The organism is Streptomyces sp. NPDC104309, assembly GCF_055584025.1.
Window position 1 is genome coordinate 467,793 of the sequence record NZ_JBVJMV010000002.1, and the last position, 12,447, is coordinate 480,239.

9 protein-coding genes are annotated in these 12,447 nt (G+C 69.9%); 6 read left to right on the forward strand and 3 right to left on the reverse strand.

All coding sequences use genetic code 11. The features are described from left to right. The first annotated feature begins 154 nt into the window (after window positions 1-154). The 4 genes from ACZ68L_RS03905 (at window position 155) to ACZ68L_RS03920 (ending at window position 5,879) form a co-directional block, all read left to right on the forward strand. A complete protein-coding gene (locus ACZ68L_RS03905) occupies window positions 155-4,255 on the forward strand; it encodes a carboxypeptidase regulatory-like domain-containing protein (protein ID WP_469573937.1) in 4,101 nt (1,366 codons plus the stop codon). A 62-nt stretch (window positions 4,256-4,317) separates the two neighbouring features. Next, window positions 4,318-4,566: a DUF5954 family protein gene (locus ACZ68L_RS03910; protein ID WP_469573938.1), complete on the forward strand. Its 249-nt coding sequence runs from the start codon at window positions 4,318-4,320 to the stop codon at window positions 4,564-4,566. 27 nt (window positions 4,567-4,593) lie between these two features. Further along, complete coding sequence (locus ACZ68L_RS03915; protein ID WP_469573940.1) at window positions 4,594-5,070, forward strand: hypothetical protein; 477 nt, start codon at window positions 4,594-4,596, stop codon at window positions 5,068-5,070. Continuing rightward, the gene (locus ACZ68L_RS03920) at window positions 5,067-5,879 is read left to right on the forward strand and encodes a class I SAM-dependent methyltransferase (protein WP_469573941.1); all 813 of its coding nucleotides are present in this window, start codon (window positions 5,067-5,069) and stop codon (window positions 5,877-5,879) included. The genes ACZ68L_RS03915 and ACZ68L_RS03920 overlap by 4 nt, the downstream gene beginning before the upstream one ends. A 98-nt stretch (window positions 5,880-5,977) precedes the next feature. Here the strand turns inward: ACZ68L_RS03920 and ACZ68L_RS03925 are convergent, their stop codons facing one another. Continuing rightward, window positions 5,978-7,267, reverse strand: coding sequence for an LCP family protein (locus ACZ68L_RS03925; RefSeq protein ID WP_469573943.1), 1,290 nt, complete (start codon window positions 7,265-7,267; stop codon window positions 5,978-5,980). A gap of 119 nt (window positions 7,268-7,386) precedes the next feature. Here ACZ68L_RS03925 and ACZ68L_RS03930 point away from each other — a divergent pair, with 119 nt between their 5' ends. Further along, window positions 7,387-7,935 carry an acyl-CoA thioesterase gene (locus ACZ68L_RS03930; RefSeq protein ID WP_469573944.1) on the forward strand — a complete coding sequence of 183 codons (549 nt, stop codon included), beginning with the start codon at window positions 7,387-7,389 and terminating at the stop codon, window positions 7,933-7,935. 66 nt (window positions 7,936-8,001) lie between these two features. On the opposite strand, the gene ACZ68L_RS03935 is transcribed toward ACZ68L_RS03930, so the two are convergent. Continuing rightward, a complete protein-coding gene (locus ACZ68L_RS03935) occupies window positions 8,002-9,462 on the reverse strand; it encodes an LCP family protein (RefSeq protein ID WP_469573946.1) in 1,461 nt (486 codons plus the stop codon). 182 nt (window positions 9,463-9,644) lie between these two features. Here ACZ68L_RS03935 and ACZ68L_RS03940 point away from each other — a divergent pair, with 182 nt between their 5' ends. Beyond that, complete coding sequence (locus tag ACZ68L_RS03940) at window positions 9,645-10,658, forward strand: glycosyltransferase family 2 protein (protein ID WP_469573947.1); 1,014 nt, start codon at window positions 9,645-9,647, stop codon at window positions 10,656-10,658. A gap of 107 nt (window positions 10,659-10,765) precedes the next feature. Here the strand turns inward: ACZ68L_RS03940 and ACZ68L_RS03945 are convergent, their stop codons facing one another. Then, a complete protein-coding gene (locus ACZ68L_RS03945; protein WP_469573948.1) occupies window positions 10,766-12,436 on the reverse strand; it encodes an LCP family protein in 1,671 nt (556 codons plus the stop codon). Window positions 12,437-12,447 lie beyond the last annotated feature (11 nt).

A 12,447-nucleotide genomic window follows, 5' to 3' on the forward strand; every position in this document is an offset into this window, starting at 1 on the left:
GAATCCATCCGCTGTCGACCGAGAACCAGCGCACGGGTCGACCCCAGCTCAGCAGCATGGGAGTCACACATTGCGCACTTCGAGGTATTCCAGACCGGCCGCGCGGAGGACCTCCGCGCGGCTGGCCGCTTTCACCGCGGCGGCCGTTGCCGTCATGGCAGCGGGACTACCCGCAGCCCAGGCTGCCACCGGCACCGCGGCCGCTTCGGGCACCGCCGCCACCGCGGCGCATCCCGGGGTGGAACAGGTCTGCAGCACGCCCAAGAAGGGCGAGTTCAGCTGCTTGGCGCTGCGTCGCACCGACATCAAGGGTGTCAAGGGCGTCCAGCCGACGGCCGGTACACCGAACGGCTTCGGCCCCACTGACCTGCAGGGCGCGTACAACCTGCCGGCGAACGGCGGAGCGGGCCAGACGATAGCCATCGTCGACGCCTACGACGACCCGAGCGCCGAGGCCGACCTGGCCGTCTACCGCCAGCAGTACGGCCTGCCCGCCTGCACCACCGACAACGGCTGCTTCAAGAAGATCGACCAGCGCGGTGGCACGAACTACCCGGCTCCGAACGCCGGTTGGGCGGGCGAGATATCGCTCGACCTCGACATGGTTTCCGCGGCCGCGCCCAACGCCGACATCCTGCTGGTCGAGTCCGACAGCGCCAACTTCGAGGACATGGGCGCGGCCGTCGACCAGGCCGTCGCGCAGGGCGCCAAGTACGTGTCCAACTCCTACGGAACCGGCTACGACTCCACGCCGGGCAGTGGTGAGGACCCGTCCGAGACCACGGAGTTGGACGCCCACTACAACCACCCGGGCGTGGCCATGGTCGCCTCCTCCGGCGACAGCGACTACGGAGTCTCCTACCCGGCCGCCTCGCAGTACGTGACCTCGGTCGGTGGTACCGCCCTGGCGCGGGACACCACCACCAGCCGCGGCTGGTCCGAGTCGGTATGGCACAACAGCTACGGCGGTCCGGGCTCGGGCTGTTCGCTGTACGAGCCCAAGCCGGCCTTCCAGACCGACACGGGTTGTGACAAGCGGGCCGTCGCCGACGTCGCCGCGGTCGCCGACCCGGTCACCGGCGTCTCGGTGTACCAGACCTACGGCGGATCCGGCTGGTCCGTGTACGGCGGCACCAGTGCCTCGTCGCCGATCATCGCGGGTGCGTACGCCGCGGCCGGCACTCCGGCCGAGGGCAGCTACCCGAACTCGTACCCGTACAAGAACCCGTCCGCGCTCAATGACGTGAAGCAGGGTTCCAACGGCAGCTGCAACCCGTCGTACCTCTGCACCGCGGGTGAGGGCTATGACGGCCCGACCGGTCTGGGCACCCCCAACGGTCTCGCCGCCTTCCGCGTCGGCCCGCACGGCGAGGTCTCCGGCACCGTCACCGACAGTTCCGGCAAGGCGCTTTCCGGCGCCTCCGTCGTAACCGGTGTCTACCGGGCGACCACCGACGCCCAGGGGCACTACAACCTGACGGTGCCGCCCGGCACCTACAACATGGCCGCGTACGCCTACGGGTACGCGCCCAAGAAGGCCCACGGCGTCGTCGTCGACGGCGGTACCGTCACGGCCGACTTCGCGCTGGACGCGGTGGCCCGGCAGACCGTGACCGGTAAGGTGACCGACGGCTCCGGCCACGGCTGGCCGCTCTACACGAAGATCACCATCGATGACGTACCCGGCGCCCCGGTCTTCACCGACCCGTACACCGGCGCGTACAGCGTCGACCTGCCGCAGGGCGTTGACTACACCCTGCACTTCACCTCCGCGTACCCCGGCTACAAGGCGGTCACCAAGCAGGTGACCGTGGATGACGCGGCGCAGACCGTGAACGTCGCGGTCCCGGTGGACGCCCAGGCGGCCACGGCGCCCGGGTACGAGGTCAAGCGGTCCGGCCCGACCGAGCCCTTCGACTCCACCGCCGGCGCCCCCGAGGGCTGGAGCGTGGTCAACGCCGACGGCACCACCGGCGGCTGGGCCTTCGACGACTTCGGTAACCGGGGTAACAAGACCGGTGGTTCCGGCGCCTTCGCCGTGGTCGACAGTGACAAGATCGGCAGCGGCAAAAAGCAGGACAGCTCGCTGATCACGCCGGTCTTCGACCTGACCGGCAACGACAGCCCGCAACTGGAGTTCGACACCGACTACAAGAGCTACACCAACCAGACCGGCGACATCGACGTCAGCACTGACGGCGGTGCGACCTGGACCAACATCTGGAACCGCACCACCACCCTGACCGGCCCTGCCCATGTCGAGCTTCCGCTGACCGACTACGCCGGGAAGCCCGGCGTGCAGCTGCGGTTCCACTTCACTGGCAGCTACGGCTACTGGTGGGAGCTCGACAACGTGTTCGTGGGCAAGCGGACCTACGAGCCTGTCAACGGTGGTCTGGTGGCCGGTACCGTGAAGGACGCCAACACCGACGACGGCGTCGTCGGCGCCACGGTCGTCAACACCGACGCCTCGCAGGACAAGGCCATCACCGCGGCCACCCCTGACGACCCGGCGCTCGGCGGCGGCTTCTACTGGATGTTCACCTCCAAGACCGGCAGCCACACGTACACCGCCTCCAAGTCGCACTACGCCGACCTGGCCAAGACGGTGGACGTGGCGGCGGACAGCGCCAACAAGGCGAATTTCAGCCTGAAGGCCGGCAAGCTGACGTTCGCCCCCGGCTCGATCGCCAAGACGGTCGACTGGGGCAAGAAGGCCACCCAGGACCTGACGGTGAAGAACACCGGCGGTGCGCCTGCCGACCTCACCCTGGGCGAGCAGCCGGGCGGCTTCACCCAGCAGGCCAAGGGCGGCGCGCCGCTCAACCTGGTGAAGGGCAACTACTCCCCGCTGGCCCTCAGCAAGGGCAAGACCTCGGATGCGGCTCCGGCGGCCAACGCGGCCGGTGACGCCTGGCAGCCGGTGGCCAACCTGCCGACCGCTGTGCAGGACAACGCGGTCGCCGTCCACGACGGCAAGGTCTATTCCGCCTTCGGCTACACGGGCAGCGCGGACACCAACGCGCTGTACGCCTACGACCCCGACAGCGGCTCCTGGACCAAGCTGGCCTCCGCGGCCGACACCCGAGAGGGCAACCCGGCCCACGGCTTCATCGGCGGCAAGCTGTACGTGGTCGGCGGCTGGGGTGCCGACGGCGACCCCGACGCCAAGCTGGAGGTCTACGACCCGGCGTCGAACAGCTGGTCCACCAAGGCGTCCTCGCCCAAGCCGTACGCCGGTGCGGGCAGCGCGGTGCTCGGCGGCAAGCTGTACGTCGTCGGCGGCTGCACCAGCAGCTGTGGCACCACGGACGCCACGGTCTACGACCCGTCGTCGGACAGCTGGTCCCAGATCGCCTCCTACCCGGAGCCGATCTCCTGGCAGTCCTGCGGCGGCATCGACGGCAAGCTCTACTGCGCCGGTGGCAGCAGCGGCAGCAGTACGACCAAGCACGCCTACGTCTACGACCCGGGCGCCGACAGCTGGTCGCCCGTCGCCGACATGCCCGCCGACCTGTGGGGTTCGGCGTACAGCGTGGGCAACGGCATGCTGCTGGTCTCCAGCGGTGTCGTCAACAACAGCGCCGCCATCACCAACCAGGGCTACGCCTTCGACCCGGGCACCGGCAGCTGGACCGCCCTGCCCAACGCCAACACCAGCGTCTACCGTGTGGGAGCTGCCTCCGGCTTCTACAAGGTCGGCGGCAACCCCGGTGGCAGCACTACGCCGCCGGTGTCCACCGTCGAGGTGCTGCCCGGCTACGACCAGGGCGGCGAGTCCTCGGACGTCAGCTGGCTGTCCACGAGCAAGGACAAGGTGACACTCCAGCCCGGGGAGAGCACCACGATCACCGTCGGCCTGGACGCCACGGTCCCCGAGGTCACCCAGCCCGGCGACTACACCGCGGCGCTGACCGTCCAGACCGACACCCCGTACGCCGGCGTCCCGGTCGACGTGAAGATGCACGTCAGCCCGCCGAAGAACTGGGGCAAGTACGCCGGCACCGTGCTGGGCGCCGACGGCAAGGGCGGCACCGCGCCACTCGCCGGGGCGACCGTCCAGATCAACGCCTCGACGACGAGCTACACCCTGCGGACCGCCAAGGACGGCACCTTCGCCCTGTGGTTCGACACCCGCAACAACCCGGTCACCGTGATCGTGGCCAAGGACGGCTACCAGCCGGTGGTCACCACGGTGAAGCTCAAGAAGGGGGAGACGACGACCGGCAACTTCACGCTGAAGAAGGCGTCGTGACCCTGTTCCCGTGAAACAGCGCGGGCCGGCCCCTCGGGACCGGCCCGCGCGCCGCGGCCGCCGTGTACGCGCGGGCGGCGGAGGCGTTCACCCGGCGACTGCGGCCCAACGCGCCGCACGTACGGGGGTGTTGCTTCGAGATCGCTCGGATCGGACGGATGATGCGCGTCGGCCAGCCGGTCCGGAAGGTCCACGGCGCTCGGACATCGACGTCCAGGAGCCCACGCAGATTCACCCCGCGATGGATGAGTCGGGCCACATCAATCACAACGAGTAGCGGTGGATCGGGGTCACTCCTGATCGCTGCATGACAGCCCCGTGGCGTACGTTCCATGTCCATGACCGACATCGACAAGCTCACCGGCCTGTTCACCGCGCTCGGTGCCGACGACGCCGAGGGATGGGCCGACTCCGAGGCCGAGGAGAACATTCCGCAGCTCGCCCGCTACCGCTTCCTGCGGATGGTCTGGCAGGACATCGACGGCTGGAGCGCGGCGGCGCCGGACTGGGTCGAGGCCTACCGGAAGGACGGGCTCGCCGGTGGCGCCGTCGAGCGGGCGCTGGCCCTCGGCCTGAGCCCCGGCGACCTGGGGGAGATAGCCCGCGAGGTGGCGAAGGAGACCGCGTTCGGTCTTCTCTACGGGCTGGCCGACCCGGCCGACGGCGACCTCCCGCCCGAGGTGGAGCGACAACTGCCCGGCTGGTGTCTGGCCGAGCTGTCGCCGCAGGGCGAGCCCACGGGGCGGATCCTGGACGCGCTGTACGAGGACCTGGACGAGACAGAGCCGCAGGGGCCCGTGGGAGGCATGGGATGACCGCGTTCGACGTGAGCGAGCAGCGGATCTGGGAGGGGCGGGCCGAGAGCTACGCCCGGACCTTCGCGCGGCTCTGCGCCCATACGGTGCCCGCGCTGCTGGATGCCGCCGGAGTCGGCCCCGGAACGCGGGTGCTCGACGTGGGGTGCGGTAGCGGCGGCGTGACCGTGGCGGCCGTCGCGCGCGGGGCGGCCGTACGGGCTGTGGACGCCGATCCCGGAATGGTGGAGCTGACCCGGCGGGCCGCACCCGGGGCCGATGTCCGGTGCGGGACGCTTCCGCAACTGCACGAGGACGGCGGGTTCGACGCCGTCGTGGCGAACTTCGTGCTCAATCACGTGGGCCGTCCGCTGGACGCCCTGGCCGAGTTGACCCGGCTCACCCGTCCCGGTGGCCGGGTCGCCGTCACCATCTGGCGGGCGCCGGGCGCCCCCGGTCAGGAGTTGATCGGGCGGGCCGCCGAGGCGGCGGGACTGACCCGGCCGAAGTGGCTGGCCACCGTCGACCCCGAGCACAACTTTCCGCGCACCCGGGAAGGGCTGGCCGCGCTTCTGCAGTCGGCCGGTCTCGGGGACGTACGGAGCGAGTCGCTGACCTGGGACCATCGGGTCGGGGCCGAGGAATGGTGGGCCGGGCCGGCCGCCGGTGTGGCAGCGATCGGGCAGCTGGTCAACAGCCGTGGGCCGACCGGAGTGGCCGCGGCCAAGCGGGAGTACGACGTGCTGTGCACCGAATTCACGGCGGACGACGGCCGGTTGGCGCTCCCGCACGCGGCCCTGCTGGCCCAGGGGTGCAGGCCGGGAGAGTGACCGCGCGGACGGGCCGGGTTTCCCGGGGCCGCCGCACATGCAACAGGGCCCGGACGGTTCGCCGTCCGGGCCCTGCTCGTGCCTGCTGCCGCCTGCCGTCAGTTGCCGGAGACGGTGACCTTCTCGTCGTTGTTGAGCTGCTCCACGAGCTGCTTCACCTTGGCCTTGTCCCAGACCAGATTGCCGCCGGTGGAGCCCGAGATCGGCATGTTCATCGACGTGCCGTCGCCGCCCGTGACGCCCTTCATGGCGAAGAACATCTGCCCCAGATCCCAGAGCGACATGTCCTTGTCCACGATCAGGGTGTCCAGGCCGGCGCCCATCGTCGGGTAGAACTTGAACGGGTTGAGGATCGTGGACGGCGTCGCCGTCTGGCTCGCCAGCGCCGCGAGGAACTTCTGCTGGTTCTTCGTACGGGCCAGGTCCGACTCGGCGAACGCGTACCGGGTGCGGACGAAGGCCAGCGACTGCTCGCCGTTCAGTGTCTGCTTGCCCGCCTTGAAGTCGGCGCCGGACTTCTTGTCCTTGAACCCCTTGGGGATGTCCAGCTCCACCCCGCCGATCGCGTCCACGATCTTGGCGAAGCCGCCGAAGCCGATCTCGACGTAGTGGTCGATGTGCAGCCCGGTGTTGAACTCGACGGTACGGACGAGGAGTTCGGGACCGTCCTCGGCGTACGCGGCGTTCAGCTTGGTGAAGCGGCCCCTGGCCGGGTAGAGCTTGCCGGAGTCGGAGCCCTTGTACGAGGGGATCTCGACGTTCGAGTCACGCGGCAGGGAGACCAGCGTCGGACCGTTCGACCCGTCGTGCAGGATCATCATCGAGTCGGTGCGCTTGCCCTCGGCGGAGCCGGTGTGCAGCCGCTTCTTGTCCTCGGCCGTCATGCCCGCGCGGCTGTCGGAACCGACGATCAGGTAGTTGGTGCCGTCGCCGCCCTTCGGACGCTCGATGACCTTGGAGAGGTCCACCTCGCGCTTGAGCTTGGAGTCGGCCCAGAAGTACGTGCCTATGGAGACCGCGAGCACCACGACGACCAGGGACAGCGCGCCTATCTTGATCCGGCGGCGCCAGTCCGGCGCGGGACGTCCCTGGACGTAACCGCCGCCACCGGGGCCGTTGCCCCGGCCGCCGCCGTTGCCCCCGCCGCCGTAGACCTGGCCCGTGTTGTAACCGCTGTCGTGCCCCGCTCTGTCGTCGTAGCCGCCGGAGTACTGCTGCTGCTCCGCCTGGCGCGGCCGAGGCGGCGAGGGGCGCCGCTGCGGCGGCGCGGGACGCCGCTGGACGTGCGGCATCACGCGGGCGCTCTCGGGCCGGTCGCTGCCGCTGCCCTGCCCGTAGCGGTTGCCGCTGCGGTTGTCGTCGGTCCAGCCCTCGGGCCTATCGTTCATGCGATCCAGTGTGCAGGCCGGACACCTTGCTATTACAGGGTGTAAGGGAAATCGCATCAGGGCTGTTGCGAAGCTGATGCATTGTCGTCGGCCGGAAGCCCCCGCATAAGGTGGACGGTATGACAGATCAGGCCCCGCGCCCGGAGGGCGACATTCCAGGCAAGTCGACCGCCGCTTCCCGGACCACCCTCAGCCACATCATGACCGGCAGCGACACCAATCTGCTGGGCACGGTGCACGGTGGCGTGATCATGAAGCTGGTCGACGACGCGGCGGGCGCCGTGGCCGGCCGGCACTCCGGCGGGCCCGCGGTGACGGCCTCGATGGACGAGATGGTCTTCCTGGAGCCGGTCCGCGTGGGTGACCTTGTTCACGTCCGCGCCCAGGTGAACTGGACCGGCCGCTCCTCGATGGAGGTCGGCGTCCGCGTCATGGCCGAGCGGTGGAACGAATCCACCCCCGCCCAGCAGGTCGGCAGCGCGTATCTGGTGTTCGCCGCGGTCGACGCGGACGGCAAGCCCCGCCCCGTACCGCAGGTGATACCGGAGACGGAGCGCGACAAGCGGCGCTACCAGGAGGCACAGATCCGGCGCACCCACCGCCTCGCCCGGCGCCGCGCGATCAAGGAACTGCGTGAGAAGCGCGTGGCGGACGGGATCGACACCTGAGCCGGACCGGCACCCGCGAGAGGGCCGTCCCCGGGCGGGCCGGCCCCGAGCCCGGCCCGCCCGAGGTCAGGGGCACGCCACCTGGTCGCCCGTGACCGTGCCGAACTCGCCCCGGTTCGTCTCCGCGCCCCGTACCGTCCGCACCTTCTCGAAGTCCGCGCCCGCCGTCACCTTCAGCATGGCGCCCTGCCCGTTCACCGCCCGCAGCTCGGCCCCGGGCAACGCGACGGCCAGGGACTTCGCGGACCGGTCCCAGCGCGGGTCGTAGGTGATCAGGGTGCGCTTGAGAGCACTCGGTTCGCCGTTCAGCGGGGCTCGCGTGGTGTCGAAGCCGGTGGCGCGCAGTGCGTCGTCGACCGTCTTGCCGAGCCCGTCCTTCGGGGTCCCGTTGTAGACCTGGACCCTGATCCGCTGCGGGGCGACATCGACCTGCACGGACTTCGGCTGCCCGGAGCGTTGCGGGGCGAGCGGCTTGTCGTCGCGCAGCGCCTGGAAGAGCTTCTTCGACTTCGGCTCGTCCCACCTGACCGTGGAGCCGATGCCCTTGACCGGGAAGGCGACGTTCCCCAGCGGTACGGAGGTGAACTCGGAGGAGGCGGGGGAGAAGCCGCGCATCGCCTGGCCGAGCTCCAGCATCTGCTCCGTTCCGAAGCCCTTGTCGGCCCGGACCGAGCGGAGCATCGTCGAGGCCACGTCCCGGAACTTCACCGGGTTCAGCAGCACGCCGCTGCTGGTCGCCTGTTTGATCAGTGAGGCGAGGAACTTCTGCTGGCGCTGCATCCGGCCCAGGTCGGCGGCCCCGTCGACGTGCCGGGAGCGGACGTACTGGAGCGCCTGCCCGCCGTTCAGTTCGTGGGTGCCCGCGGCGAGATCGAGACCGGTGTACGAGTCCTTCATCGGCCGGGCCGTGCAGATCCGCACCCCGCCCAGGGTGTCCACCGTCTTCATGAAGCTGGTGAAGTCGACCTCCAGATAGTGGTCGATCTTGATGCCCGTCATCTGCTCGACGGTCCGCACGGTCAGACCGGGCCCGCCCTCGGCGTACGCGGCGTTCAGCTTCAACGGATGGGCCGCGTGCGTCTCGCCGGTGTTCTGGTCCTTGTGCTCCGCGATCTCCGCGTAGCTGTCGCGCGGCAACGAGACGACGCTCGCTCGCTCCTTGTCCGCCGACAGGTGCACCAGCATGACCGTGTCGGTGCAGTTGCAGGGCGCACCGCCCAGCCGGTACTTCCGCTTCTCCTCCGCGGTGATCCGGTCGCGACCGTCGGTGCCCACGAGCAGCAGATTCATGCCGTGACCGGCCCGGGGCCGGTTCTTCATGTCCTTGAACGGGTCGATCCGGTCGATCCCGGTCTCCAGGCTCGTCACCACCGCGTGGCCGATCCCTCCGGCGCCGAGGACCAGCACGGAAATACCGGTCACCACCCGCATGCCCCAGCGCGGCCGCTCGTCCTGCTTTCTGGACCTGCGCTGCGGCGGAACTCCGCGGTGGCGCGGCGGACGGGGGGAGGGGTGCGGCGTGGGCACGGGGGGAACCTCCGCGGTACAGGGGGGACCGTTCGCACAGTAGGTCCATATGATCTGCACTCCGCCGGAGCGACCCGGCGGCGCGCGCCCGTGTCCCCCATTCGCGGTAACGTGGCGGCCGAATAACGCCGCCTGGTGGGGTGCGAACCCCCGGCGCCCCCGAGGACCACCCGAGGACCACCATGTCTGCCGCGCAGCACCCCGCCGTCTCCGTGATCATGCCGGTGCTCAATGAGGAACGTCATCTCAGGAACTCCGTCCGGCACATCCTGGAGCAGGAGTACGCAGGTGAGATGGAGGTGGTGATCGCGCTGGGCCCCTCCACGGACCGTACGGACGAGATCGCCGCGGAGCTGGTACGCGAGGACCCCCGCGTCCACACCGTCCCGAATCCGACCGGCCGCACCCCGGCCGCCCTCAACGCCGCGATCAAGGCTTCCCGCCATCCCATAGTCGTGCGGGTCGACGGCCACGGCATGCTCTCGCCGAACTACATCGCGACGGCCGTCCGCCTCCTGGAGGAGACGGGTGCGCAGAACGTGGGCGGCATCATGCACGCCGAGGGCGAGAACGCCTGGGAGGACGCCGTGGCCGCGGCCATGACGTCGAAGATCGGCGTCGGCAACGCGGCCTTCCACACCGGCGGCCAGGCGGGCCCGGCGGAGACCGTGTATCTCGGTGTCTTCCGCCGCGAGGCCCTGGAGAAGGCGGACGGCTACAACGTGGAGTTCATCCGCGCCCAGGACTGGGAGCTGAACTTCCGCATCCGCGAGGCGGGTGGACTGATCTGGTTCTCGCCCGAGCTGAAGGTGCAGTACCGGCCGCGGCCCTCCATTCGGGCGCTCGCCAAGCAGTACAAGGACTACGGCCGCTGGCGGCACGTCGTCGCCCGCTACCACTCCGGCTCGATCAACCTGCGCTATCTGGCGCCGCCCACCGCCGTCTGTGCCATCGCGGCGGGCATCGTGGTCGGCGCGGCCGTCACCCCGTGGGCCTTCGTCGTCCCCGCCGGGTACGTCGCGGCGATCGTCGCCGGGTCCGTACCGGCGGGCAAGGGCCTGTCGCTGAAGGCACGGGCCCGGATCCCGGTGGCCCTCGCGACCATGCACATGTCGTGGGGGTACGGCTTCCTGACCAGCCCGCGCTCGCTGGCCAGGAAGGTCATCGCCAGCCGGCGCCCGGCCGTCACCGTATGACCGTCGGCCGGCACCCGGCCGTCACCGTATGACCGCTGGCCGCCGACACGGTGTGGGGGCCTTCCGATGCGTCGGAAGGCCCCCACCGTGCGTTCCCCGGTCCGGCGCTACCAGCCGAAGCCCGGCTGGATGTCCATGCAGGCTCCCTCGTCGTCGCCGTTCAGGGCGCGGGCGCTCTCCGGGGTCTTCTCCTCGGCGCTGGGCGCGGGATAGTCACCGTTGTCGCGCCAGTCGGCCCCCACGGTCAGGGTGATGCCGGAGACGGCGGTCGACTTCTTCACCGCCGAGAGCGGGATACCGAGTGCCTTGGCGACGGCCTGGGCATTTCCCTGCATGTCCACGCTGGGGAAGAGCACCCCGGTTCGCGCCGCCGCGTCGGTGTTCTGCGAGTCGATCGCGGCCTGGGTGAAGCCCTTGCCGACCAGCAGTTCCTTGACCGTCGAGGCGCGGCCCTTGACCGGGTACGCGGTGTCGGTGCGCGTTCCGTTGCGGACGCTGACCGGGATCTCGGCGACGGGGGCGGTGGGCTTCTTGGCGGTCGGGGCCTTGCGCTTGGACGCCTTGCCGTCCAGCGGGACGTCGTCGCGGACCATCTGGAACAGCTGATCGGCGTCGCCGGGCTTCGGGAGGACCCGCTCCTTGTTCACACCCGTCCCGTAGACGTTCGGCATGGTCGTCATGGTGATGCGCTTGGTGGGCGCCTTCTTGAGCTCTTCCGCGAGGTCGTACAGCCTCTTGACCGTGTCGAGGCCCTTGTCGACCGTCAGTGCGTCGGTCGCCGCCTCGGCGAGGCCCATCAGCTTGCCCGGGTCGGTGAGCTTGGTGCCCTTGCGCAGCTCACGGACCATCGAGTTCATGTACATGTGCTGGGCGTGGGTGCGGCCGAGGTCGGTGCCGTCCTCGAAGCCGTAGCGGGTCCGCAGCCACTGCAGGGCCTGCTTGCCCTTGATCTTCGTGGTGCCCTTCTCCAGCTTCAGCCCGGAACCGTGGCCCTCTCTGTTGTGGGAGTAGACGTTGCCCTTGACACAGACCGGCACACCGCCGATCGCGTCGGCCATCGAGACCACGCCGGAGAAGTCGATCATCATGAAGTGGTCGATGGTGATGCCGGTGAGCTCGTACCAAGCGGCCACCGTGCATCCGGGACCGCCGCGGCCGAGCGTCTCGTTGGTCATCGCCAGGCCCGTGGTCGCCGGGTAGACGTGCTTCGTCTTCGGGTCGGTGCACTTCGGGATCTTCAGCAGCGTGTCGCGCGGCATGCTGATCACCGACATGTTGCTGCGGTCCGCGGAGAGATGGAGCAGCATCTGTACATCGGCCAGCGGCGGGGCCCCGAAGGTGTCCTTGGCCCCGCCGAGCTTCTGGTTTTCCTTGGAGTCCCGCGCGTCCGAGCCGATGAGCAGGATGTTCAGCGGCGTCTGACCGGCGGCATTGGCCTTGTGGTCGGCCATCTTCTTGTCGCCGAGCGTCAGGTCGGCCTTCTTCAGGTTGCCGTTGAGGTGCTGGTAGTAGAGGTATCCGGCCCCCGCGCCGCCGACTATGAACAGCGCGAGAACCGAGGCGACCCAGCGCAGCACCCGGCGCTTGCGCTTCCTGCCGTGCCGTTTCTGCCCGCCGCGCCGGTGACCGTCGTCCGCCGCGGCGGTCGGCGGGCCGTCGTCGGCGGAGTCCGGGGACTTCGCCGACGCGTCTTCGTAGAGCCCGTCGTCCCAACCGAGTTGACCGGCGTGCCGGACGCGTGGTCGCGTCTCCTCTCCGGGTGTACCGCTCCGTCCCACCAGGACCCCCC

Coding starts and splice junctions, on each gene's coding strand:
- ACZ68L_RS03905 (WP_469573937.1), top strand. CDS start 155: ATGGCAGCGGGACTACCCGCAGCCCAGGCTGCCACCGGCACCGCGGCC.
- ACZ68L_RS03915 (WP_469573940.1), top strand. CDS start 4,594: ATGACCGACATCGACAAGCTCACCGGCCTGTTCACCGCGCTCGGTGCC.
- ACZ68L_RS03920 (WP_469573941.1), top strand. CDS start 5,067: ATGACCGCGTTCGACGTGAGCGAGCAGCGGATCTGGGAGGGGCGGGCC.
- ACZ68L_RS03925 (WP_469573943.1), bottom strand. CDS start 7,267: ATGAACGATAGGCCCGAGGGCTGGACCGACGACAACCGCAGCGGCAAC.
- ACZ68L_RS03930 (WP_469573944.1), top strand. CDS start 7,387: ATGACAGATCAGGCCCCGCGCCCGGAGGGCGACATTCCAGGCAAGTCG.
- ACZ68L_RS03940 (WP_469573947.1), top strand. CDS start 9,645: ATGTCTGCCGCGCAGCACCCCGCCGTCTCCGTGATCATGCCGGTGCTC.